At 40.1% G+C, this 24,498-nt stretch carries 21 protein-coding genes and 1 pseudogene; 5 read left to right on the forward strand and 17 right to left on the reverse strand.

All coding sequences use genetic code 11. The features are described from left to right. Nucleotides 1-238: 238 nt before the first annotated feature. From ACQKNS_RS01965 to ACQKNS_RS01975, 3 genes are all read right to left on the reverse strand, one after another. The gene (locus tag ACQKNS_RS01965; protein ID WP_427640946.1) at nt 239-1,606 is read right to left on the reverse strand and encodes a sigma-54 interaction domain-containing protein; all 1,368 of its coding nucleotides are present in this window, start codon (nt 1,604-1,606) and stop codon (nt 239-241) included. 511 nt (nt 1,607-2,117) lie between these two features. Beyond that, nucleotides 2,118-3,101 (reverse strand): alpha-ketoacid dehydrogenase subunit beta, encoded by a 984-nt coding sequence (locus ACQKNS_RS01970; RefSeq protein ID WP_427640947.1) that lies wholly within the window; start codon nt 3,099-3,101, stop codon nt 2,118-2,120. Between the two features lie 12 nt (nt 3,102-3,113). Next, nucleotides 3,114-4,109 (reverse strand): thiamine pyrophosphate-dependent dehydrogenase E1 component subunit alpha, encoded by a 996-nt coding sequence (locus ACQKNS_RS01975; protein ID WP_427640948.1) that lies wholly within the window; start codon nt 4,107-4,109, stop codon nt 3,114-3,116. Between the two features lie 467 nt (nt 4,110-4,576). Between ACQKNS_RS01975 and ACQKNS_RS01980 the strand changes: the two genes are divergently transcribed. Genes ACQKNS_RS01980 through ACQKNS_RS01990 form a run of 3 tightly spaced genes read left to right on the forward strand, consistent with a single transcriptional unit; the run spans nt 4,577 to nt 8,636 of the window. After that, nucleotides 4,577-5,056, forward strand: a complete 480-nt coding sequence (locus tag ACQKNS_RS01980; protein WP_214791918.1) for a MarR family winged helix-turn-helix transcriptional regulator — start codon at nt 4,577-4,579, stop codon at nt 5,054-5,056. Continuing rightward, nucleotides 5,053-6,777 carry an ABC transporter ATP-binding protein gene (locus ACQKNS_RS01985; RefSeq protein ID WP_427640949.1) on the forward strand — a complete coding sequence of 575 codons (1,725 nt, stop codon included), beginning with the start codon at nt 5,053-5,055 and terminating at the stop codon, nt 6,775-6,777. Before ACQKNS_RS01980 ends, ACQKNS_RS01985 begins: the two co-directional genes overlap by 4 nt. Next, nucleotides 6,774-8,636: an ABC transporter ATP-binding protein gene (locus ACQKNS_RS01990; RefSeq protein ID WP_427640950.1), complete on the forward strand. Its 1,863-nt coding sequence runs from the start codon at nt 6,774-6,776 to the stop codon at nt 8,634-8,636. The genes ACQKNS_RS01985 and ACQKNS_RS01990 overlap by 4 nt, the downstream gene beginning before the upstream one ends. Nucleotides 8,637-8,757: 121 nt before the next feature. Here the strand turns inward: ACQKNS_RS01990 and ACQKNS_RS01995 are convergent, their stop codons facing one another. After that, nucleotides 8,758-9,210, reverse strand: coding sequence for a MarR family winged helix-turn-helix transcriptional regulator (locus ACQKNS_RS01995; RefSeq protein WP_427640951.1), 453 nt, complete (start codon nt 9,208-9,210; stop codon nt 8,758-8,760). Between the two features lie 122 nt (nt 9,211-9,332). Here ACQKNS_RS01995 and ACQKNS_RS02000 point away from each other — a divergent pair, with 122 nt between their 5' ends. Further along, entirely contained in the window at nt 9,333-9,773 is a 441-nt protein-coding gene (locus ACQKNS_RS02000) for a GNAT family N-acetyltransferase (protein ID WP_427640952.1), read from the forward strand. Between the two features lie 164 nt (nt 9,774-9,937). Here the strand turns inward: ACQKNS_RS02000 and ACQKNS_RS02005 are convergent, their stop codons facing one another. Both ACQKNS_RS02005 and ACQKNS_RS02010 read right to left on the reverse strand, forming a co-directional pair. Beyond that, complete coding sequence (locus ACQKNS_RS02005; protein WP_427640953.1) at nt 9,938-11,206, reverse strand: erythromycin esterase family protein; 1,269 nt, start codon at nt 11,204-11,206, stop codon at nt 9,938-9,940. Between the two features lie 29 nt (nt 11,207-11,235). Then, nucleotides 11,236-11,532: pseudogene (locus ACQKNS_RS02010) on the reverse strand (hypothetical protein); the annotation flags it as partial. A 317-nt stretch (nt 11,533-11,849) separates the two neighbouring features. On the opposite strand from ACQKNS_RS02010, the gene ACQKNS_RS02015 reads away from it, so the two are divergent. Continuing rightward, on the forward strand, nt 11,850-12,359 hold the full coding sequence (locus tag ACQKNS_RS02015) for a divergent PAP2 family protein (RefSeq protein ID WP_427642102.1): 510 nt from the start codon (nt 11,850-11,852) through the stop codon (nt 12,357-12,359). Nucleotides 12,360-12,516: 157 nt separating this feature from the next. Here ACQKNS_RS02015 and ACQKNS_RS02020 read toward each other — a convergent pair whose 3' ends face one another. The 11 genes from ACQKNS_RS02020 to ACQKNS_RS02070 all read right to left on the reverse strand — a co-directional run bounded on the left by ACQKNS_RS02020 (nt 12,517) and on the right by ACQKNS_RS02070 (nt 24,472). Next, nucleotides 12,517-13,224, reverse strand: a complete 708-nt coding sequence (locus ACQKNS_RS02020; protein ID WP_192204444.1) for a GntR family transcriptional regulator — start codon at nt 13,222-13,224, stop codon at nt 12,517-12,519. Between the two features lie 263 nt (nt 13,225-13,487). After that, the gene (locus ACQKNS_RS02025; RefSeq protein WP_427640954.1) at nt 13,488-14,540 is read right to left on the reverse strand and encodes a YeiH family protein; all 1,053 of its coding nucleotides are present in this window, start codon (nt 14,538-14,540) and stop codon (nt 13,488-13,490) included. Between the two features lie 45 nt (nt 14,541-14,585). Then, on the reverse strand, nt 14,586-15,335 hold the full coding sequence (locus ACQKNS_RS02030; protein ID WP_427640955.1) for a PIG-L family deacetylase: 750 nt from the start codon (nt 15,333-15,335) through the stop codon (nt 14,586-14,588). A gap of 142 nt (nt 15,336-15,477) precedes the next feature. Further along, nucleotides 15,478-16,830 carry an aminotransferase gene (locus ACQKNS_RS02035; protein ID WP_427642103.1) on the reverse strand — a complete coding sequence of 451 codons (1,353 nt, stop codon included), beginning with the start codon at nt 16,828-16,830 and terminating at the stop codon, nt 15,478-15,480. 152 nt (nt 16,831-16,982) lie between these two features. Further along, the gene (gene xsc, locus ACQKNS_RS02040; protein WP_427640956.1) at nt 16,983-18,746 is read right to left on the reverse strand and encodes a sulfoacetaldehyde acetyltransferase; all 1,764 of its coding nucleotides are present in this window, start codon (nt 18,744-18,746) and stop codon (nt 16,983-16,985) included. Nucleotides 18,747-18,924: 178 nt separating this feature from the next. Beyond that, a complete protein-coding gene (gene phnX, locus ACQKNS_RS02045) occupies nt 18,925-19,755 on the reverse strand; it encodes a phosphonoacetaldehyde hydrolase (RefSeq protein ID WP_427640958.1) in 831 nt (276 codons plus the stop codon). Nucleotides 19,756-19,808: 53 nt separating this feature from the next. Beyond that, nucleotides 19,809-20,264: a hypothetical protein gene (locus tag ACQKNS_RS02050; protein WP_427640959.1), complete on the reverse strand. Its 456-nt coding sequence runs from the start codon at nt 20,262-20,264 to the stop codon at nt 19,809-19,811. 167 nt (nt 20,265-20,431) lie between these two features. Then, entirely contained in the window at nt 20,432-21,844 is a 1,413-nt protein-coding gene (locus ACQKNS_RS02055; protein ID WP_427640960.1) for an amino acid permease, read from the reverse strand. 378 nt (nt 21,845-22,222) lie between these two features. Next, nucleotides 22,223-22,855 (reverse strand): YitT family protein, encoded by a 633-nt coding sequence (locus ACQKNS_RS02060; protein WP_427640961.1) that lies wholly within the window; start codon nt 22,853-22,855, stop codon nt 22,223-22,225. 556 nt (nt 22,856-23,411) lie between these two features. Next, nucleotides 23,412-24,113, reverse strand: a complete 702-nt coding sequence (gene tatC, locus ACQKNS_RS02065) for a twin-arginine translocase subunit TatC (RefSeq protein ID WP_427642104.1) — start codon at nt 24,111-24,113, stop codon at nt 23,412-23,414. A 146-nt stretch (nt 24,114-24,259) separates the two neighbouring features. After that, nucleotides 24,260-24,472: a twin-arginine translocase TatA/TatE family subunit gene (locus ACQKNS_RS02070; RefSeq protein WP_063233420.1), complete on the reverse strand. Its 213-nt coding sequence runs from the start codon at nt 24,470-24,472 to the stop codon at nt 24,260-24,262. Nucleotides 24,473-24,498: the final 26 nt, after the last annotated feature.

Here is a 24,498-nt window from a genome sequence, read left to right on the forward strand (position 1 = left end):
AACCCTTACAGACTTACTGTCCTTAATAATCAAGGAAAACCCAATAAAAAAATTTCTGTTTTTTCGGAAAATAACCAAAAAAAAATCAACTGAAGTAATGTCAGCTGATTTTTCATTCATTGATTTTCATCATTTATTGCCTTGTTCCTCCTGTAATGAAAACTATATTAACTTTAAGTCGGAAATAAAAAGATAAATCCGGGATTTAGGAATGAATTCTGTAATCCCGGATTTATTTTTATTGATCAGAAATCTTATATTTTCGAATTTTATCGTAAAGGGTAGAATTCCCTATTCCAAGAGCTTCCGCAACCCTTTTTTTATCATACTTAAACTTCATTAACGCTTTTTCGATTGCCTTCTTTTCTGCTTCCTCTACACAATCCTTTAAACTTAATTCTTTCATATTCACATTATGAACTTTAAGATAATCAGGTAAAGCATCCTTTCCCATCACCTCTTCATTTGATAGGTGAACACCTGCATCAATCACATTCTCTAGTTCTCTGATGTTCCCTGGCCAGTTATATTGTTTTATTAATGAAATCACCTCTGGGTGTATGGAGGTTACTCGTTTTCCTAGTCGAGATGTGATTTTTTTAAAAAAATAATCTATAAGTAAAGGGATATCTTCCATTCTATCTCTTAAAGGAGGAACAAATAATTGGACAGCATTTATTCTATAAAATAAGTCTTCACGAAATAGCTTTTCTTCAATCAATTTTTCTAAAGGTCGATTTGTTGCAGCTATCACTCGAACATTCAGTTTTTTTGGATAAAGCGAACCTACAGGCTCAAACTCTTTCTCCTGAAGGACCCTTAATAACTTGACTTGCATTTGCTGAGGCATATCACCAATCTCGTCAAGGAAAACCGTTCCACCCTCGGCAAATTGAAACTTTCCCATTTTACCTCCCTTTTTTGCCCCTGTAAAGGCACCTTCTTCATAACCGAAAAGTTCAGATTCCAACAAGTGTTCCGGAATTGAACTACAATTTATTTTCACAAGCGGTTTGTCGCTTCTTCCACTTAACTGATGAATGCTATGTGCTATTATTTCCTTTCCTGTACCGCTTTCTCCTCTAATTAGTACAGAGATATCACCGCTGGCCAACCTTTTCACACGTTCTTTTAACTGTTGTATTTCTTCTGCATTTCCAATTATGTTGTGTAATGAATACTTTACTCCATTTGTAACATCTATTTCATTTCTGTAAAAATTATGTTTTGTCAGTATCTCCTTAATGTGACTATTCATTTTATTCCAGTCATCAAGATCCCGAAACATTATAGTCCCTATTGCACCAATTATTTCATTATTTTCGATGATAGGAATGCGATTAGCGATAACAAAATCTCCTCGAAGAAAATGTATATCAGCGATTTCCGATTTACCTATTTGCACTACCAGATGTAGTCTAGTATTCTCAATTATATTCGTCACATGTTCACCAATCACTGTGTCGCGTTCAACATTTAAAAATTCACAATATTTATTGCTGATATATTGAATTTTCCCATTACTATCGACAATTACAATTCCATAATATGTACTTTCAAACACCATATCTAATAGTTTATTATTGGAGAATTGTCCAGTATTCATCTTAAGCTCCTTTGCCTAGAATCGTTTACCATATAATACCACGCATTTCGTTCAATATATATTTACGAAGTGAAAATTCATTAAAAAACACAACTAAATAAAAGAAATCGGTGGGGATATTATGTGCCCTCCCTAGTGTACGGATTAGTTATTTACGCTTCTATAATCGAAAAAAAAGCCTGACAACCTTTTTATAGGTGTTAGACTTAAGTTCATTTTTAAGATTCAACCCCAATATAAACACTCTTAATCATATGAACTAATATAATGTTCACCTTTTCCATTCCCCTTACAATTCCATTCAAGTGCTTGGTCTATACGAATCGCTATAGCCTGTAGTCTCGCCTTCAATAAATACTGGTATAGTTTATTTTGCCGACTTGCTTTACCCTATAAGATTCGGGAAAAGTCAAATGCCGTTTCCTTGATTTTCATCGGCATGATCAATCACGGGAACAACAAAGCATCCCACAGATGCAGGATGCTTCATTTGTTCTATATTAAGGTTCGTTCAATAGGCAACAAGGTCCCTAAGTGCCTTTTCCACTTTTTCAGGATTCACCATGAAGGATTTCTCCAATGATGGTGAATATGGCATAGCTGGGACATCCGGTCCCGCGAGTCTCATGATTGGGGCATCGAGATCGAAGAGGCAGTTTTCTGCAATGATCGCCGATACTTCACTAATGATGCTTCCTTCCTTATTATCTTCAGTAACCAATAGGACTTTTCCTGTTTTAGATGCAGCTTCCATAATGGCTTCTTGATCTAATGGATAAACGGTTCGTAAATCAAGAATATGAACGGATATGCCATCACTGGCCAGCCTTTCGGCTGCCTGAAGCGCAAAATGAACACAAAGGCCGTAAGTAATCACTGTAACGTCCTCGCCTTCACGTTTTACATCCGCTTTACCAATCGGTAAAACATAATCATCATTCGGCACTTCTTCTTTAATAAGCCGATAGGCACGTTTATGTTCAAAGAAAAGGACCGGATCTTCATCGCGAATGGCCGCTTTCAATAAACCTTTCACGTCGTAGGGTGTAGAGGGCATGACAATTTTTAGTCCCGGTTGATTGGCAAAAATGGCTTCAACGGATTGTGAATGGTATAACGCCCCATGTACACCCCCGCCGTATGGGGCTCTTATGACGATAGGGCAATGCCAGTCATTATTAGAGCGATAACGGATTTTTGCAGCTTCCGAAATGATTTGGTTGATTGCGGGCATGATAAAATCAGCGAATTGCATTTCCGCAATCGGCCTCATTCCATACATGGCCGCGCCGATGCCAACTCCTGCGATTGCGGATTCAGCAAGCGGGGTATCAATGACACGCCGTTCCCCGAATTGTTCGTATAACCCTGAAGTCGCTTTAAACACGCCGCCTTTTACCCCTACATCCTCACCTAGTACAAATACACGGGGATCACGTTCCATTTCTTCCCGCATCGCCATTATCACGGCATCTATATAAGATATCACTGCCATATTCTTTCCTCCTTACTTACCTGCGTAAACGTAATTAGAGAGCGTGTCTTCATTTGCAAATGGAGCATTTTCCGCATAATCCGTCGCTTCGTTCACAACTTCCATTATTTCCTCGTTCATTTGTTTCTCCATTTGATCATCCATGATTCCAACTTCTTTTAAGTAGGCACCAAAAGTGATGATCGAATCTATTTTTTTGGCCTCCGACACTTCATCAGGCGACCTGTATTGACTATCATCATCATCGCTTGAGTGTGGTGTAAGCCTATATGAAACTGTTTCGATTAAGCTTGGTCCTTCACCACGCCTGCCTCTCTCTGCCGCTTCTTTCACTACCCGGTATACTTCGATCGGGTCATTTCCATCAACCGTCACCCCTGGCATGCCATAACCAATGGCCCGGTCCGACACTTTCCCGCAAGCCAATTGCTTTTCAATCGGTACGGAAATGGCATACTGATTATTCTCGCACATCAAGATAACCGGAAGTTTATGTACACCTGCGAAATTCGCCCCTTCATGGAAATCACCTTGGTTTGATGAACCCTCTCCGAATGTAACGAATGAAACAATATCTTTTCCTTCCATCTTTGCAGCGAGTGCAATCCCCACTGCATGTGGCACTTGAGTGGTAACTGGCGAAGATCCCGTCACGATGCGATTCTTTTTTTGCCCAAAATGCCCAGGCATTTGACGCCCGCCCGAATTTGGATCTTCCGCTTTTGCAAAACTGGATAACATTAAATCCCTTGCTGTCATCCCAAACGCAAGCACCACTCCGAGATCCCGGTAATAAGGAAGGACATAATCCTTTTCACGGTTCAATGCAAATGCAGCTCCCACTTGAGCTGCTTCCTGCCCTTGACAGGAAACGACAAAAGGAATTTTCCCAGATCTGTTCAACAGCCACATCCGTTCATCTATACGTCTTGCCAACAACATTATTCTATACATCTCAAGCACCTGCCCATCACTTAGACCTGCCTGTAGATGACGGTTTTCAACCATATGTCATCATCCCTCCTGGTATTAAATCATTTTTCTGTTAAAACAAACTTTAAAATCCGGTTATTTATCTAAGGAAGAAACATCTCGTTTATGTATGTATGCTTGCCATCTAACACCCTCAAATGCGTTATCATCTAGTATTATTACCTGGTACTAACTCAATGCAATCTTATCCTACCACTTTTTATCTCAAATTTCCAACTAATTTCACTCTATTGAAAGGACATTTTTATGTCTATTGAATCAAGTACATGAAAAAGTGGGTGTTTTCACACGAAACAATGATGAATTGCCTAGACAACTCAGATTTTACTAGAGTTTTATGTACGACCAAGATTTAGATAAACACCGAAATTATGTGATCGTTTTTTATTGACTACGCGGAAAAATAGCTGTAAATTAAATTGATTCATAAAATTAAATGTTCGATATGGAACAGTTCAAAACAGAAAGAATGGTGATGTTGAGTGGAGAATGAAAAACAATTGATGCGTTCCGTACAACTATTGCGTTCATTTTGGAACGTGCAGAAAAATATAATGCGGTTCGTTCAAAAGACAGCCGCAGAAAATGGATTAACAGTTCCTCAATATTCCATTTTGATGACCATTACCCTTTACAAAGAGACCACTCAAAAAAATGTCGGGGAGAAAACATTTCTTCCAAAAAGCACCTTGAGCCAAGCGGTCGATGGACTCGTTCGGGCCGGCATGCTCCATCGTGAGCATGTGGAGGGCAATCGGCGTGAGATTCAGTTGTCAATCACCGATCAGGGGAAAAATTTATTAAAAACGATTCATTTTCACGAAGGAAGCATTCACCAAGTCTTTCAAACGGCCATTGAAATGCTTTCCGAGGAACAGTTTGAAGAATTGCTAGAAACGCATCTTCAAATTACAAACTTTTTAGAAGCACAAGCTACCGAACAGGGAGAGTGTTCAAAATGATAAAAATACTGAAAAATTTATCCGTTTATAAGTGGATCATTTCAGCAGTTATCTGTCTGGTTTTTATTCAATCCATGTCGGACCTCTTTTTGCCTACACTAATGGCTGATATTATTGACAAAGGCGTCGTTCGGGGAGATACTCCATACATTTGGAAAATTGGTGGTTTGATGCTGTTGGTTTCCGCACTTGGTGCCTGTGCATCCATAATCGCAAGCTACTATTCGTCCAAAGCGGCAATGGGAATGGGACGCGATCTCCGTCTAAGGGTCTTTAATCATGTTGAAAAATTTACGTTACAAGAATTTGATGAAGTCGGTACGGCATCATTGATTACACGGACGACCAATGATATAACGCAAGTCCAGCAAGTGGTTATCATGATGCTTCGTATGGTTATCAGTGCACCTATCATGTTAATCGGCGGAGTGATCATGGCTGTATCCATGGATGCTAAATTATCCCTTGTCATTGTTGTCACAATGCCTTTATTAATTGGGTCGATCTTACTTATTCTATATAAAGGTGTACCGCTCTTTCAAACGGTGCAAAAACGATTAGACCGGTTGAATCTTGTATTACGAGAAAATTTAACTGGTATTCGCGTCATTCGAGCCTTCAATCGTGAAACACAAGAGAAAGAACGTCTAAAGAAAGCGAATAAAGAATTGACGGATGTCTCGATCAAAGTCAATAAAATCATGGCATTCATGATGCCTGTAATGATGCTTGTAATGAACTTGACAGTTGTTGGCATCATTTGGTTTGGTGGGATACGTATTGATAACGGCGGGATGCAGATCGGGGACTTAATGGCATTTATCCAATATGTCATGCAAATCATGTTCGCTCTCGTTATGGCATCCATGATGTTCGTTATGGTTCCACGGGCGGCCGTGTCGGCAACAAGGATAAACGAAGTCCTTGACATGAAACCTTCATTCCTGGATGAGGGGACAGAAAAGGCAGATCATGAACACGGTACAATTGAATTTGAACATGTGACGTTCAGTTACCCAGGAGCAGAAGAGCCTGCATTATCGGATATTAATTTTACTGCAAGTCCTGGTGAAATCACCGCAATAATCGGTGGAACAGGATCAGGGAAAACAACGCTCGTCAATTTGATCCCTCGCTTCTATGATATTTCAAGGGGAACGATTCGCGTAAATGGCGTTGATATTCGTAAGTCATCACAAGAAGAAGTTCGTTCAAAAATTGGCTTTGTACCACAAAAGGCCGTCCTCTTTACAGGTACGATCGCTGAAAATATTCGCTTTGGAAAACAAACGGCCACACAAGAGGAAGTTGAGCATGCGGCTCGGATTGCGCAAGCGGAAGATTTTATCAGAAACATGAAAGACGGTTATGAGGCAGAAATCGAACAAGGCGGTTCAAACCTATCAGGCGGGCAAAAGCAACGGCTTTCGATTGCAAGGGCACTCATTCGAAAACCCGATATTTATATATTCGATGATAGTTTTTCTGCACTTGACTTCAAGACGGATGCCAACCTTCGCTCAGCCTTGAAAGATGAAACGAAAAAATCGACGGTACTGCTCGTTGCCCAGCGTGTCAGTACGGTGGTTGATGCTGATCGAATCATTGTGTTAGACGAAGGACACATTGTTGGTATGGGCACACACCAAGAGTTGCTAAGTACAAACGACATATACCGTGAAATCGCCTTATCACAGCTTACGGAGGAGGAAATTGCATGAGTAATCAAAAAAAACCTCAAAGCGGTGGTCATGTTGGGCATGGTCCTGGTGGCGGTAACATGATGATGATGGGTCAAAAAGCAAAAGATTTTAAAGGAACACTAAGACGTCTCTTAACTTATTTAAAACCTCGGCGCAACAAATTGATTTCCGTGTTCTTTGCTGCAATCATGAGTACGATTTTTATGATTGTCGGACCAAAAATCATGGGTACGGCAATTACGGAATTATTCGAAGGGGCATACGGAAAGTTCCAAGGAATACCAGGGGCAGCCATTAACTTTGATAAAATTGGCCATATCCTCCTACTCCTTGCTGGACTGTATGCCTTAAGCAGTCTTTTCAACTATGTACAACAATACATTATGTCAAGTGTTGCACAAGACACAGTATATGATCTTCGAGAAGATGTTAACGAAAAGCTCAAGAAACTTCCACTCAAATATTTTGAAGGACGTCCAAACGGAGAAACACTTAGCCGAATGACAAATGATATTGACACAATTGGGAGCACCCTTCAGCAAAGCTTAACTCAGTTCATCACATCAATCGTAACGATTTTGGGGATTATCATCATGATGCTTTCAATTAGCCCGTTATTGACATTAATCTCGATAGTCAGCTTGCCTTTATCAATATTTGCAATCCGGCCTATTTTGAAGAAATCCCAAAAGTATTTTGCCGATCAGCAACGTAAACTCGGACAATTAAATGGACACATTGAAGAGATGTATACCGGCCATCAAGTCGTTAAAGCATTCGGACATGAAAAAAAGGCGAGTGCCCAGTTTACTGCGGTTAATGATGAATTGTATAAAGCGGCAAGCAGAGCCCAGTTCATATCTGGTATCATCATGCCCCTGATGTTCTTTATCGGAAATTTGAGCTATGTCCTCATCAGTGTTGTCGGCGGAATATTGGTAACGCAACGCTCGATTTCAATTGGTGATATTCAAGCATTCATCACTTATTCAAAGCAGTTCACCCAGCCAATCACACAAACGGCAAACATCGCAAACATTATTCAGTCGACGGTTGCGGCAGCTGAGCGTGTATTTGAACTACTTGATGAAGAAGAGGAAATGAAAGAACAAACCACAGCTAATTTAAAAAGGGCAAATGGTGCTGTCTCTTTCGAACATGTGGACTTTGGATATGGGGAAGAAATGTTAATTAAAGATATGAACATCGATGTCTTGTCTGGGCAGACGGTCGCTATCGTTGGACCGACTGGAGCTGGAAAAACGACCATGATAAATCTCTTGATGAGATTTTATGAACTCAATGGCGGAAAGATTACGATTGATGGTCTTGATACACGGAATATGTCACGGAGTGATCTTCGAAAGAGCTTTGGGATGGTGCTTCAAGATACATGGCTCTTTAATGGCACGATTAAAGAAAATATCGCTTATGGAAAAAATGGAGCGACTGATGAAGAAATTTTCGCAGCTGCTCGTACGGCACATGCCGACCATTTCATTCGGACACTGCCTGATGGTTATGAGACAGTATTAAACGAAGAAGCTTCTAACATCTCGCAAGGCCAAAAGCAGCTTTTGACAATCGCCCGAGCAGTTCTGGCAGATCCACCAATCATGATATTGGATGAAGCGACGTCCAGTGTGGACACTCGGACCGAAGTCTTTATCCAAAAAGCCATGAACCGGCTGATGGAAGGCAGAACTAGCTTTGTCATTGCCCATCGCCTCTCAACGATTAAGGATGCAGATTTGATTCTTGTTATGGATCAAGGAAAAGTGATAGAGCAGGGAACGCATTCCGACCTTTTAAGTGTGAATGGTTTCTACGCAGATCTTTATAATAGTCAGTTTACTGAAAAGGCAGCTGGATACTAAGAAAGAGGCTCAATTCCCATTCGGAATCGAGCCTCTCTTTATAAATTCTCCATTCACAACCATTCCTTCGATGCTGACACCAATTAGGCATCCATGAATCAGTGATAGCTTTTAAGCTGTATCAATACCCCCTTTTGTTTCCCTTTTTCACAAATTCCCAATCTACCTCAATATTTTTTCTGACCCTTTCAAGAAGATGCAACATCGTTTCCGTTTCTTCCATAGAAAATCCCGATAATGCAACCTTGTCGGTATACTCCCCTTCTTTTTTCAAAAAGGGATAGACCTTTTCACCTTTATCAGTAGCATATAACTTTTTAATTTTTTTGTTGTCCTCATCATTTTTCTTTTCAATAAAACCTTGGATTTCAAGTTTTTTAATGGCACGAGCCGCCGTCGTTCGGTCAACCTTTATCATTTCTGCTAACTTTTCCTGAATGATTCCTGGATTTTCACAGATTCTGACAAGATACAAATACTGCCCTTTTGTAAGGTCAAATTCTTTAAATTCAATATTACTTATAGAGTCCAATGCCCTTGCTATCATTCCAATTTCACGGAGTATTTCTTTCATTCAAAGTGCCCCTAACTTTTTTGTTGTATTTACAACAATAATATTTTCATTTATACTAAAAAAGGATATACATTTATTATGACTTGTCTTATTACATAAATCTAGAAAAGGGATGAAGAACATTGGATTCAAAGAAAATTACTACAGAAACTGATTTAAAAATAGCCTTTCATATCAGAAAAGAAGTATTTGTTGAGGAACAAGGTTTCCAATTAGAAACTGAATTTGATGAATTTGACGCACTTAATGCTTCTTCTGAACACATATTAGTCTATTATAATGAAAAACCAGTCGGAACTGGAAGATTAAGAGTTGTTGATGGTGCAGGTAAATTGGAGAGAATTTGCATCTTGGAGCCTTACCGTAAATTTGGCCTTGGAAAAATAATAATTAAAACGTTAGAAGAGATTGCAAAGGAAAAGGAACTATTCAAGGTTAAATTACATGGACAAACACAGGCAGAGGGTTTTTATAAAAAACTCGGCTATCGGACTTCATCCGATGTCTTTATGGAAGATGGCGGTCCACATCTCTTAATGATAAAAGAATTATATAATGAATAAGGGTTTAGTTGTGTTATCGTCAGTTCTGCGGCTTTTCCAGTCTTCGAGGCAGTGATATTTTTCATTTTGGCGGGGACAACATTTTAAACACCAACAACGGGCAATAGGAATAAGCGCGAACAAGCCCTTAATAACATGAAATGTTATTAAGGGCTTGTCATTTATTACACAACGGGTGCTGTTTCATGAACAATCGGGTGAAGTGCCCGGGTTTCATCAATGTAAATAAAAGCATCATATCTATCTGATATTACAGAAGGTACATAGTTTCCATATTGTTCATATTCCGGTCTGTATACAACCCCAATCGCCCGATGTCCGATCCTATCTTGGAATAGATGCCGATTTTCATCAGTGAAAATGAGCAGCTTATCATACGCCCCCGAAAGGTGCATAGCCTCCTCCCAACTTCCATTAATTGCAGGGGGTACTGTTTTTATTTCAAGGTCCTTGCCCCACTCATCTGCTGCAATGACGGTTCCTCTGTAAGTTCCGAATCCTGTGATAAATACATCCCCAGCTGGGTTTTGCTCACGAATGACCTGACCTACATTAATCATCCCGGAATCTCTCATATCAGTAGCGCTGGCATCGCCAACATGTGTATTATGTTCCCATATAATCGCCTTGCCTTTTGAACCGTAAAAATCCATAATTTCATTAAGTGCATCAACCATATGCATATCTCGAATATTCCATGATTTATCATCATGAACCACCATTGTCCTGTAATAATTTTCTGCATTATACGCTACTAATGCATTCACTTGAAGATTCAAATTCAATTCTTCATGATGAGGGTATTTTTCTTTTTTCCGTTGTATGGTTGTCAGTAATTTGGCCACTTCCTCTATACAGCCCTCTGAAAAAATGCCTGCGGAAACTGCGTACTCCTCATTATTGCGATTGAATGGCTCAAAACATGTGAACGCCTGTCTTGCAGCTTCGAGGTCAGGCGAATCAATTTGTTTTAAGTAATGGATAACTTCATCCATGGATTCCCAAAGACTATAGATATCTATCCCATAAAATCCAACTTTTGTTTGACTTTGGCCAGACTCATTATATTCTTTCATCCATTCAATCAGGTCTATCATTTCCTCGTTTGCCCACATCCAGGTCGGCCAGCGGTCAAAAATTCCAAGTACATCCTTTGCCGATTCAGATACTTGGTCATAGCCTTTAACATACCTATTGATTGCCTGGCATGCGGGCCAATCTCCTTCAACGGCTACAAAGGTGAACCCTTTTTCTTGAATCAGCTTTTTTGTTATTTCGGCTCGGGCCGTGTAAAACTCGGATGTTCCATGCGATGCCTCTCCCAGCAAAACAAATTTTGAATTTTTAACTTGTTGAATGAGCTTATCCCAATCCGCTTCACTTGTAAGCTTTACCGATTGTTCGATTATTGATTGAACCAGATTATGGTGCACTGTTTTTCCTCCTTGTTCTTTTACGAACATTATCGTTTGTATTCTGCATTATAAGAATTTGAACCAGCGTGTACGGAGAGTAAAGTATCAGCGTATCCTACTAGACGATTAATAAGTTCATCACAAATAGAGTAAACCAGCTGAAAATTTTCTTCATCAAAGAGAATAGGGTCATCCAGAATTACTGTCGTATTAATGAACATATCTTTGTTTCCATATAGATTGTAGTGAACTATAGCCTTTCCTGCAGCCCCTCCAGTAACTGGATCATTAAAGCCGGGAATGAAAACAAACCATTCTTCAGCAGTAGCGGACCTGAAGTTTTTTTGTAAAAGACATTCGCTCGGTTACCATCATGATCTCTTCCGGATTTATATCCTTGATCTTGTTCATTCCATTGCCACCTTAACACCATGGTAATAATCCTCCATTATATATTTACCTTAAGTGACCCATCCTATAAATATTTAGAAAAGTCGAACACGCACACTCAAAAAAGGATCATTATTTACATGAAACTTGATCTTAAATAACAGCCGATAATCATGGAACAACTGCATATAAAAATTATTATTGGGGTATCAAAAGAGGGAAGATAATATCCTGGATTGGGTTGGACTGGTCTGGAGTGGAGGGATTGCTCATGGAAAAGATGAATCGGGGAATTTTAACGGCGCTGTCAGCAATCGGCATTGCGCAAGGGCTGAAGATTTTAACGCATTATAAGCTGACGGGAAAGTGGGACTTGAAGCAGGCTTTCACAACAGGCGGCATGCCTAGTTCGCACTCTGCCGGCGTGGCCGCACTGGCATCCTATGTCGCAGCGAATAAAGGCTGGCTGCATACGGAAACAGCGCTTGCGACAGTGTTTGGCGTGATTGTGATGTATGATGCTCAAGGGATTCGACGCCATACAGGCGAAATTGCCAAGCTTGTGAATGATCTTGAAGATAATATGGCGAAGTTTTCGGGAGAGTTTCCGAGCTTTGAGTTTGTGGAGCGTGAGAAAGAACTGAATGAACTGCTCGGACATCAGCCTGTCGAAGTGGGAGCAGGTGCGCTGCTAGGAGTGGCACTTGGGCTTATTTCAGCTAAATTGGAGGATCGCAAGCCCTCCATAATCAAACGCTTGACTAGATATTATAAATATTGAATAAACATAGACTAAATTAAAACATACCTATGTTATCATTTTTTCAATATAATTCCTTTTGATATGGGAATTTTAAACGGTTCAAACCAACTCAATAGCAAAAATGACCTAAGCCTCTCTGCTTCTTAGAAAGACTTAGGTCATTTTATGTGCAAAATCAATTCTTCCGAGACATTTTCATTGCGAATGAGTACATATCCGATCGGAATAACCCTTTATAATATTCTACTAAGTTTCCGTCAGAATCAAAAATCATCCGTTCTGTAATCAGTAAGCACATCGTTTCGGCTATACCTAAATGTTCTGCGTCTTCTTTCGTTGGAAAGCCGCAGGTTATGATTTGTTCCGCTTCACAAAAGTCAATATTCAGATCACCTTCGAGTGCATCATACAATACGGTTGTACTTAAATCGAATTTCGTCAATTTTTTTCCTAGATCCAAAGAATAATAATGCAATTCTATGGCTATTGGGACATCCCCCTGCAACCGCAGCCTTTTAATATGGTAAGATTCATCATCAAACCCATTTGCATCAGCTATATTTTCTGGTGTCATTACACGGCCATGATCTAGTAGTTCAATCCCCATGCTTTTAGTGGTTTCCGTAAAACTTATCATCTTAAGCCATTCTTGTACAGGTTTAAGGGAAACGAACGTTCCCTTCCCATGCCTTTTTTCCAATATCCCCTCACGAACCAGGATGGATACGGCTTCCCGTACAGTGCTCCTGCTGACAGAATACATATCCATGAGTTCCCTTTCACTTGGGATTTTATCTTTATAATAACCTTCCAAAATCTGATTTTCCAATATGGTTTTCAATTGAGCATGTAAAGGGATTGGATTTTTAAAGTCTAACTCCATAAAATTTCCTCCAAACAGAAAAAGACATCGTAATGTTCGTATCAGTTCTTATATTGTAAACCAAATAATTATAATATTCAAACATGCCAGCGGTCGATTTTTCCTTAAATTAGGATTTTCGCGATTTCCACTCCTTCTTTTCCAATAAAACGTTTCTTCAGATGAAAAAAAACCTGAATAGATCTATGTATTCAGGGCTTATCCTATATGCATCCTTCATCAAGTTTAAGGCCTATTTAATGGGCAAAAATAGACCTTATCTATTAAACGATAAAGTATGAGATTATCGAGAGCAGCAAAGAGGTAATGGTCATGGCTAAAAGAGGACGCATGGCTTTTGTCCGCAGTGCCTGCAGGCTAACATTCAGTCCAAGACCGATCATGGCCATCGTCAAAATAAATGTAGTCGTTTTGGAAATACCATCCATTACGAGAGGAGACACCGTGATATACGTTCCAAACACATAACTTCCTATTAAACTCATGATTATAAAACCAACGAGGAACCATGGAAAATCAATTTTGGCATCTTGGCCCATTTTCCCGGATGTGCGTTTTTTCATCCAATACATAAAAATGAAACATAATGGGATAAGTAAAAAGACACGGCCCAATTTTGCAAGAAGTGCAATCGCTAGCGCATCTTCACCAGCCGGGGCTCCCGCCAAGGCAACATGGGCGATTTCATGAAGACTGATCCCGGACCAAATTCCATAATCCAAAGCAGATAGCGGAAGGATAGGACGTAAAAGTGTATAAACAATGGAGAAAAGTGTTCCCATTAACGCGATTATCCCGACGCCTATGGCTGTATCTTCTTCCTTCGCTTTCACGATTGGAGATATTGCCGCGATGGCTGCTGCACCGCATATCCCGGTTCCTACAGCAAGAAGTAGGGAAATGGAGGCATCTGCTTTAAACCACTTTGCAATCAAGACCATCACGACTATAGCAAAAGTCACTGTTCCTATGTCACGTACCAGCAATGGCAGACCCTGATTGAAAATCACATCGATATTTAATTTCAACCCGTATAAAATAATGGCAAAACGCAAAAGTTTTTTTGCGGAAAATTCTATTCCCGTCCGGAACTTTTCAGGATATCCTGCAATTTGACGATATATCACGGCAATGATGATCGAGCAAGCAAGTGGACCGATTCGATTGAATCCTGCAATCTTGGACAGCCCCAAGCCTAAGAGAGCAATAAAAAAGGTGAAAGCGATACCGCCCAGCCATAAAACCACCCTGTTTTGAAGCAATTTTTGCTGCTCTTGTGGTGTTTCTTCCAGTGGCTCATATTTTTCTAATTCCATATATTCCTTCCCCCTTTCCAGATAAACTAAAGCCCAAATTACGTATCATCCCATCCTTTCAATCGTTTGAAAAAAATCGGTTTCTTCTATATTAGTAGGTGAATTCCCTTTGATAAAACACTCGGATTTCTTTAAAAAAGGCAAGCTTGAATTTTGCTTCCCCCACAATTCAGGAACGGACAGGGTCTGGGAACGATGGGACCTTAAGGCACGAATCTTTTTCTGTAAAGTCCCTGCTATATTCACTCTTGTGATACTGCTCAGCCCGTTTTCCTTTATCCATTCATCATAAAAAGCATGCCAAAGAACAAAGTACAGACTATGAACCTTAAAAGCTGGAAAAACTGGATCTGGATAAAAATCGGGATCACCGGATTTTAGAAAAGCAAATTCGGCAGCACGGCCAATCGCACAATGGTCTGGATGCCCCCCATATTTCCCGTGGAATGTTACTAGTGCATCCGGTTGTACTTCACGAATCACCTTTACGATTCTCTCCGCCAATAAATCGAAGCTTTCAAATTCAATCGTTTTATCCCTTACGTTTAAAAATCGCAGGTCGTTTATCCCCAATTCTTCACAAGCTCTTTTTAACTCCTCTACCCTTAGTTCAGGCAATGCCTCCCTTGTTGTAAGAATGGGATTTCCCATGCGCCTGCCCATTTCGCCTTTTGTCGCACAAAGTAATGTAATATGAACACCTCGCTCAGACATTTTGGCAATGGTTCCGCCACACAGGAATGACTCATCATCGGGATGTGCAAGAACTACCAATAACCTATGTTGTGATTGCATATTTCCTCCTACTTCGGATTCTCCAGTTTTCCCACTGCTAGACCCTCCATGAAAAAATGGACATGGATGCCATAACGGTTAGACAAATCATGCCCATCTTCATTTTTCTAAATAGCCCCGAAAGCTCAATCATCTATTTTGGTTAGCATAATTCATATAAAACGGATTTAACCGTTTCTATGACAAAGCGTAAATCTTCAACGGTCGAAGATAAAGGCGGTGCAATGATCAATACATTTCCATATCCAGGAACTGTATCACCATTACGGCCGATGATAAGACCCTTTTCCTTGCAAGCACCGATTATTTTACCCATGAATTCATCGGAAACTGGCGTTTTTGTCTTTTTATCTTCCACTAATTCAATGCCATATAAAAACCCTACTCCCCGAACTTCCCCAACTTTATCCAGGGCTGTCAATTCAAAGAGCTCACTTAGTGTCGATTCACTAAGCTCAGAAACACGTTGAACGATTTTTTCATCTTCCAAAATTTCAATGTTCTTTAACGCAACTGCGCAAGATGCAGGGTGGCCTCCATATGTTGACACATGCCTGAAATGATTTAAATTTCCGCTCTCCTTGAATTTCTCATAAATCCTGGAATTCACTGCCGTTGCTCCAAGCGGAAGATAACCGCTGGTCAACCCCTTCGCCATTGTAACTATATCAGGCTGAACCCCATCCGAATGCATGAATCCGAACATTTTTCCGGTTCTCCCAAAACCTGAAACCACCTCATCCACAATTAAAAGAACATCATGCTTCTTACAGATTTCCGAAACCCTCGTTAAGTATTCTTTCGAAGGAATAAGGACCCCGCCACCAGAGATGAATGGTTCAAGAATAACACCAGCTACCGTTTCAGCCCCTTCAAAGTTAATGACCTGATCGATATATTCAGCTGCAAGCAAGTCGGAGTTTTCAACATTTTCCCCAAACGGACTCCGATAACTGTACGGTGGCGGAACATGCAGGAAGCCTGGAACGGCAGGATCATATTTCACTCTCCGATTTGCCTGTGCGGTTGCGCTTAGCGCGCCAAAAGTATTACCATGATAAGCTCTGTACCTAGAGATGAATTTGTATTTACCCTGATTGCCATTTTGGGAATGATATTGCCTGGCTATTTTAAAAGCTGTCTCATTCGCCTCAGAGCCGCTGTTCGTAAAAAACGTTGTATAGGAGCCCTTTAAATGTTCACTTATTTTTGCAGATAATTCGATTGCCGGCTTATGGCTTAACGTTAAAGGGAAATAAGATAGGTTAATCATTTGTTCATAGGCTGCCTGCGCAATCTCTTTTCTCCCGTGCCCCAGGTTCAAGCACCATAACCCGGAAACCCCATCTAGATATTTATCACCTTTTGTATCCGTAAACCATGAGCCTGATCCTTCTGTAGCCATCATGGGAGCATCCTTCTCATTATAGCGATGCATCGCATGCCATAAATGGTCTTTATCCATTTGAACAAGGTCTTTCGTTTCAGTCTCCATCTTCACAATTGAAACCCCCTTATTATTCATTGAACGCAATTAAGTTAAGTTCCCATGCTGTTACAGACCTTTATAGAGGCGAATTGGTGATGGTGCGATGACCAAAATAGTCCATCCATTCATCGCACCTGTCATATCACCTTTTCACACCATTATTTATCCCAGTTTTTATGATCTAAATGAGAATATTTTTCTAACAATCTAGTAGGCATTTTTAATGCATCTTTTCTAAACGGAGGAGCTAGTTGTGTTCCATCCACTTGTATATCAATGACAGTCGGTTTGTTTGATTTTATTGCTTCTTCAATGACAGCACCTAACTCCTCAGGTTTTTCCACTCTAATGCCAACAGCACCCATGGATCGGGCGACTTCCGCGAAATCAGGATTTTGGATATCCGCCCCTACAAAACGATTATTATAAAAATCAACCTGATTCTTTTTCTCTGCACACCATGCATTATTATTGAACACACATGCTATGACCGGTATGTTTTCTTCAACGGCCGTACTCACTTCATGTAAGCTCATGCCCCAAGCGCCATCTCCAACAATGGCTAAAACAGGCGTGTTCGGTTCAGCTAATTTTGCACCAAGTGCGGATGGGTAAGCGAATCCCGTGTTTCCGAATGTAAGCGCAGCGATATGCCTGCGGCTCTGATTGAATTTTAAGTAAGCGTTTGCAGTTGACGATACATTACCGATATCTGTAGTAACGATGGCATTTTCCGGCAACACTTTAGTCAATTCCAAAAGGGCTCGACGCGGATTGATCGGGGTTCCATCGATCATCGCAAGTTTCACCAATTCTTCTTCCCATTTTTGTTTTTCATTCGTTACTTCGACCATCCTCTTTTTTTCTTGTTTTAGGTTAGGTTTACTGGCCTTCAACCGTTTCAAGATTTCATGGCTCGCTTCACGGGCATCTCCGATGATCCCAACTTCCACAGGGTGTGTCCTCGCTATTTGCCTTGGATTAATATCTATTTGGATGATTTGTGCATTTTTAGGGAAATAATCAATGTCATAGCATGGTAACGTTCCAAAAACCGATAATCTTGTACCGACCGCCAATATGACGTCCGCTTTCTTTAGTGTATTCATGGCTGCCTTTGAACCCATGTACCCGATTGGGCCGACTGACAATGGATGATCTGCAGGAAAAGCATCATTATGCATATAGGAGACAGCTACCGGAGCTGTTAAATATTCTGCAATATTCTTAATTTCCTCGATGCCATCTGAATCAACCGTTCCTCTCCCGGAAATAATGACAGGATACTCAGCCTCAGCTAAAATTTCTGCCGCTCTATCCAAGGATGCAGATGATCCGCAGCCACGTTCATCTACGCGATATTGATGTGGTTGAAGTATTTGATCTTCCACTTCACCATAGAAGTAATCACGTGGGATATCGAATAAAACCGGTCCCCTCTCGGCATAGGCAATCCGAAATGCTGTCCTAAGGCAATCAGCGACCCGGCCTGGGTGTGTCACTCTAACCGTTTCCTTAGTGATGGCCTTGAAGATGGAAACCTGATCACATTCTTGGAATCCATCCCATCCAACCGTTGGTGTGCCGGCAGAAGGTGATATGACCACCATTGGAGTATGAGCTTGATTGGCCGCTGCAACAGAGGTGACCATATTCGTCATTCCAGGTCCATTTTGCCCGATGACAACACCTGCAACACCAGAGACACGACAATAGGCATCTTCCATATGTGCTGCACTTTGTTCATGGCGGACACCGATGAAACGAATGCCTGCAGTTGGCAATAAATCAAGCATATCCATGAATGCAGATCCCAGAATTCCCGAGATATGTTTAACTCCCTCGGCCACTAATGTCTCAACGATGGCTTCACTTGGTGTCATTTTAACTTTCGTTCCTCTTAACATTTTTGTTTCGACCATAGCACATTCTCCTTAATTATAATTATTTCTGATAATGACGTTGCGACGTCCGTACCAGTTATAAGATGTATAATACTATCATTGGATGAAACAGTCAATGAATAAATTGAATATTTTGAATTTATTTAAAATATCTTACCATCATCGCCACTAACTCACGTATTTGAATCTTTCTTCCTTATCCAATAAATATATCCTTTTTTTCTGTCAATCTATAATTAATCCTATCGATGATTTCCAGTAAATCACCTATTTCATCAATTACGAAATCAGCTCCAGCATTCCAAAATCGATTTTCTGCATGTTTCATCCGTTTTTGTAGTTCATATGGCTCCATTTCGTTGATTTCCGCTTCTGAAAGGCCGATTTCACTGCCTCCTTTCAATACGGCAACAGTCCACATTCCCGCAGAAATACCTTCTTTGATGTCACTGATCGTATCACCGACTTTAACGATTTTACTGAGTGGATACACTTGGAGATTCATCGCCGTCTTAAAGCACATCCAAGGGGCAGGCCTTCCTGCAGGCACTTCATTGGACGCAACGATGGAATCTGGTTGATAGCCCCATTTCTCAGCCTCTTGTTTAACAACATCAATCATTTCACGAGTATACCCTGTCGTCGAACCGATTTTTATTCCTTGCTGCCTTAAACGGCTGACTAATTCAATTACTCCTGGTATTGGCTTGGCGTTTTCCTTGAGAACCTTAAAAAGCAAAGCCTCAAATTCCATATATAATGTTTTTAGATCTTTTTCGTCCGGTTCTTTCCCGAATTTAGCCATCCATAAATTGGAGATTCTTTTCATTTTAAGGAGTTCCATGATATGATCCATTTTCAATAAACCCATAGGTTCCCTTGCTTCCTTAACGGTAATATCTATTCCCCTTATCCTGAATATCTCAACAAATGCCTGGACCGGCGCAAAACAACCATAATCCACCGTCGTTCCTGCCCAATCAAAGATCACTGCCTGAACCTCTTTGCATTCTTTTGCACTTTCCAACCTATGTTCCCCTCCTCATCCTTACCCCCTTAAAATCACTAAACTTGCTAAATTCATTTCACTTCTTCCAAAAATAACTGTAAATCTTTTTTAGTAGCCTCAGAGAGTCGTTTCATTTTTTCAAGGTCCTTATCCGGATTCCCGGACTCCCCTATTAATGGGTAAAGGTTTTTCTCAATCCGCTCATACCATTCGGGGTATTCATCTTCCACTTGCTTTTCTATCGAATCCCATCTAGAACTGATTTCTTTTCCCATTTCTTGAATTTCCCCTGAATCCGCTTCCGTACTTATTTCTGATTCCAATCCTTTTATGGATTGAATCACATCGCCGACACCTTTTTTAATAACCTCTGCATACTGGGTTTCACCCGTATTTGCATCCGAATTTTCATTCATGACTGGACTTTTTTCTTGTTGAGACTCGTCGGGTTCACTTGAATTGTTGCAGCCTGTTAGCAATATCGTTCCAAGGATAACCCCACTAGTCATTACACGGAAACCATTCAACATAATCCCTCCTTCATGATTTAAAAGACAGATGGCGCCAAGCACCTGTTGGCACGACTCTCTTTTTCTATGGGAATCACATTCTAGTTGTTTAGTGATTGAAGAATTTTGTCTGAGGAGTTCCATAGAAGCAAACAAAGCATTTCGTTAAAATGGTATAGAGCAAGCTATAATTTTTCAGAATTAGGGGAACTAGAAACAATATTTAATTCATTCTCCATATACTTCGCTTTTTTTCGCCGTATGAAAAAGAATGAACAGATAACGATCAAGCTAAATAGCATGGTAAAGATAAACTGTGGACGCTGCGAATCGATAAATGCCATTAATATTAAAACGGAAACCATGGAAAGTATGGTTGCATAAGTCAAATAAGGGAATAACCACATTTTGATCTTGAAAATTCCCGGATTCTCTTTCTCCATTCTCTTCCTTAATCGGAGATGGGAAACCGCAATGGCCAGATAAACAAGAATTCCCACTCCACCCGAGGAATTCACTAAAAAGAAAAAGATTTTATCGGGTGAAACATAACTGAAAATGGTGCTGACAAAGGCAAATAAAGTGGAGCCGAATACAGCAAATATAGGAACACCGTTCTTGCTCACTTGTGAGAATAGCTTTGGAGCATCTCCCTTTTGTGCAAGTGAAAATAACATGCGTGAACTCGTATATAACCCCGAATTCAAACAGGAAAGCAATGCAATGAGAATCACTATATTCATGATCAAGGCAGCAGAAGGAATTCCCAGCAATTCAAGTACGGCAACAAATGGACTTTTCAGCAAAGAAGCCGAGTTCCAAGGTAATAGTGTCACTAGAATAGCGATGGACCCAATATAGAAAATGAGGATTCGCCATACGACACTATTCAATGCACTTCTAACTGACTTAACCGGATCACTCGTCTCACCAGCGGCAATCGCTGGGATCTCCACTCCAACAAATGCATGAAAAACAATTGCGACGCCAACAAGTACAGAACTTAGCCCGTTCGGAATAAAACCGCCAAAATTCAAAAGATTAGAGGCGCCAGGTGGTTCTATCGTCGGGATAAACCCTAATATCACTGCCACACCCAGGCACAAAAATAGGATGATACTGATTATTTTAATGATTGAAAACCAGTATTCGAACTCACCAAATGATTTTACGGAAAAAATATTCGTCAGTTTCAATAGTATAATCAAAGATAGACTTATGACCCAGACGGGAACGGAAGGAATCCAGCTGTGTATGATTGCAGCCCCCGCTGTTGCTTCCAAAGCAATGACGATAACCCAAAAGAACCAATATAACCAACCGGTTGTAAAACCGGCCCATTCACCAATCCCCTCTCTTGCATAAACGGCAAAAGATCCAGTATTGGGATTAACTGTGGCCATTTCCCCAAGCATCCTCATGACCAGAACAACGATCAAACCTGCCAAAACATACGATAATATCGCCCCGGGGCCAGTTTGACCAATAATGATACCGCTTCCTACGAACAAACCAGCGCCTATGACACCACTTAAGGATATCATCGTTAAATGTCTTTGTTTCAGACCTGGTTTCAGTTCTTCCTGTTGATGTTTCATACCCTCCACCAACTTTCAATATTTTGGGGAATCAACTAAAATAATCGCTACTTGCATGTAAAAACAAAGCTTTTTCAACTGCCTGTCCTTTACACTTTCACAAAAATAGTGGGAACTTGGAAACATGGCATTTTAAAACGACACAGGAATGAAGCTATGAAATTAAGGCTCTATATCATTATTCCCCCTTCCTAAAGGCTATTTTGAAATTCAAAGCGGATATAACATCACTACGTCATGATGTTAGTACCACTTTCTATGTGTATAATACACTCTGATTTTTTTAAAGTCAATTTAAAAATCAGAATATTTAGATAACAAAATGAAAATTTTCAAATAAAAAAATGCCCATTAATACTGCAAAACCTCAAATATATTTCATTTTACTTCTTTCACATTGGAGGATTCGTCTAACACGCTTTCCGTTGCCAATTTTACGATATTCTGCTTCCTATCCAGCATTTTCTTTAGCAGGTATGAAAAAAGCAATGTAAATGCAATGCCCTTAACGATCGATGTATAACCATAAACAAGAAGGCCCAATATCAGTACGGTAATATTAATAATCCTTATTGTCGCTGCAATATCTATTTCTTCATTTTTATGATGTAAAATTAAGGCAATTACATCAAAGCCAACGGTGGAGGCATTTGCTGTTATACATAAATAATATCCTATCGCTATCAAAATGGACGAAATGATAATCACTAAAGCGATATTTATATCAAAATTAATATTCAATGAATAGAAAAAATTAAAAAAAACCATATAGCTAAGCGAACTTACAATCGACTTAAAAAAGTACTCTTTCCCTAGAAAGACTAAACAAATGATTAACAGTAAACCTGTAACGATATTGGCTAGCATGGCAATGTTATAACCCGATAACGCATTCAATAATAATGCCGAGCTAGTTACCCCGCCATTGATAATCTCATTGGGAACGATTAAATAAGCATAGGCAAAGGTCATGGAAATGTTTCCTGCAATAATTTTCACTAAATCCTTCATAAACTTCTCACCATCCCGATCGATATTTTGATAATGCTTTCCCCCCCTAAATATATATTAATACTTGAACCATAAGATACACATTCACCTCTTACAACCATTTATTCGAACCTGAATTTACGAAGTATGCATTTTATGGTTCAAGTGAATACAATAATTCGCTAACCGGAATCCTCTCTCCTTCTTATAAATAAAATAAAACATCCCCCTTAAAACTTGAGGATGCTCATGTTTACTATTTTTTGTACAACATAACGCTGTTCAGAAGCCTTTAAGTTCACATGAATGAATAAGACATTCCAAAAAATCCCCAAATGGTTTTACAAGGAGAAGTCTATTTATAAACTCGCTTAAATAGACTTAGTCCAATATTGAACAATGTGACATAACAAGTAAGAAAAGCATTTATGTAAGAAGGAAACGCAAGCACAAGTCCCCTAATTATTCCCTTCAAGCATTATATCGCAATAAAAAAGTTGAGGGGTATGCCCCTCAACTTTATAGTGTTCAATAACTATTTCCCAAGAAATGTTTCTTAGATTGTGGATGATCCTTTTCATGTAACAGGTAATGCCGTCTCTTCTTTCATTAGCCTTTTTCGGTAAACCATATTGGACAGCTGTACGCTCACTTCATAGAGTGCAAGCAATGGGACGATAACCAAAATGTCCGAAATGATATCGGGAGGCGTAATCAGGATCGAGATGACAACCAGAACGAAATAAGAAATCTTACGAGACTTTTTCAACACTGTTGGATTGATGATGCCTAATCTGGTCAGGAACATGACCACAAGCGGCATCTCGAATAAAATTCCGAAAGGTAAAATCAAATTAATCATGAACCGAAAATACTTTTCCGCTGTGAACATCATCTCGAACTGCCCGGCCGATAGGGAAGTGAGAAAACCCAGCACTATTGGAAACAACACAAAATATCCAAATGAAATACCAGTGATGAATAGAATGAAGAGCCCGGGTATGAACCGAAATGTAACTCTTCTCTCTTCCGGTTTCAGCGCTGGAGCCACAAAGCGCCATAATTGATAGGCTGCTAGCGGAATCGTTGCAGCTATTGCACATACTGCCGCGATAATCATGTATACCCATAAGATTTCACTTGGTCCGAGCACGGCAAGCTTTCCGTCCAAATCCTTAATGAGCAGTTCATAAATATCCTGTACGAATATGAAACTCACTATGAAAAAAGCCAGGAAACCGATCAGTGTTTTGATGATTCTGCTTCTGAGCTCCTCCATATGCTCAATAACGTGTAAATCCTTACTTTCCACCTTCACTCCTCCTTTTTAGACATTTTACTTGCACTATTGCAAATAGCTTCTCCCTCGAACTCTTTTCATGAAAAGAAGGAGGCGAGTCTTTCCGCCCGCTCTCCCCCTTTAATTCATCCCTCTTTTTTAACAGCTCTTAACGCAGCTTTATTCTCGTTTTCATCCTCTTTTTCTGAATCATTCACCAATCCCTTTGTTGCACTTTTGAATTCGGACAATGTCCGGCCAAATGCACGGCCGATTTCCGGCAGCTTGGACGGTCCAAAAATAATCAGTGCAATCACGAGTACAATCACCAAACCGGGTATTCCTATATTTGAAAGCATTCATATTCACTCCTCTTATTTTCTCA

The sequence above is a fragment of the Peribacillus sp. NPDC094092 genome (genome assembly GCF_050279365.1).
In the GTDB taxonomy this organism is placed as follows: Bacteria; Bacillota; Bacilli; order Bacillales; family DSM-1321; genus Peribacillus.

Excerpts from the sequence above, each read along its gene's own strand:
- ACQKNS_RS02055 (WP_427640960.1), bottom strand. The coding sequence starts at position 21,844 with ATGAAACATCAACAGGAAGAACTGAAACCAGGTCTGAAACAAAGACAT.
- ACQKNS_RS02070 (WP_063233420.1), bottom strand. The coding sequence starts at position 24,472 with ATGCTTTCAAATATAGGAATACCCGGTTTGGTGATTGTACTCGTGATT.
- ACQKNS_RS02035 (WP_427642103.1), bottom strand. The coding sequence starts at position 16,830 with ATGGAGACTGAAACGAAAGACCTTGTTCAAATGGATAAAGACCATTTA.
- ACQKNS_RS01995 (WP_427640951.1), bottom strand. The coding sequence starts at position 9,210 with ATGAAAGAAATACTCCGTGAAATTGGAATGATAGCAAGGGCATTGGAC.
- tatC (WP_427642104.1), bottom strand. The coding sequence starts at position 24,113 with ATGGAGGAGCTCAGAAGCAGAATCATCAAAACACTGATCGGTTTCCTG.
- ACQKNS_RS01985 (WP_427640949.1), top strand. The coding sequence starts at position 5,053 with ATGATAAAAATACTGAAAAATTTATCCGTTTATAAGTGGATCATTTCA.
- xsc (WP_427640956.1), bottom strand. The coding sequence starts at position 18,746 with ATGGTCGAAACAAAAATGTTAAGAGGAACGAAAGTTAAAATGACACCA.
- ACQKNS_RS01990 (WP_427640950.1), top strand. The coding sequence starts at position 6,774 with ATGAGTAATCAAAAAAAACCTCAAAGCGGTGGTCATGTTGGGCATGGT.
- ACQKNS_RS01970 (WP_427640947.1), bottom strand. The coding sequence starts at position 3,101 with ATGGCAGTGATATCTTATATAGATGCCGTGATAATGGCGATGCGGGAA.
- ACQKNS_RS02015 (WP_427642102.1), top strand. The coding sequence starts at position 11,850 with ATGGAAAAGATGAATCGGGGAATTTTAACGGCGCTGTCAGCAATCGGC.
- ACQKNS_RS02030 (WP_427640955.1), bottom strand. The coding sequence starts at position 15,335 with ATGCAATCACAACATAGGTTATTGGTAGTTCTTGCACATCCCGATGAT.
- ACQKNS_RS02020 (WP_192204444.1), bottom strand. The coding sequence starts at position 13,224 with ATGGAGTTAGACTTTAAAAATCCAATCCCTTTACATGCTCAATTGAAA.
- ACQKNS_RS02025 (WP_427640954.1), bottom strand. The coding sequence starts at position 14,540 with ATGGAATTAGAAAAATATGAGCCACTGGAAGAAACACCACAAGAGCAG.
- ACQKNS_RS01965 (WP_427640946.1), bottom strand. The coding sequence starts at position 1,606 with ATGAATACTGGACAATTCTCCAATAATAAACTATTAGATATGGTGTTT.
- ACQKNS_RS02060 (WP_427640961.1), bottom strand. The coding sequence starts at position 22,855 with ATGAAGGATTTAGTGAAAATTATTGCAGGAAACATTTCCATGACCTTT.
- ACQKNS_RS01975 (WP_427640948.1), bottom strand. The coding sequence starts at position 4,109 with ATGGTTGAAAACCGTCATCTACAGGCAGGTCTAAGTGATGGGCAGGTG.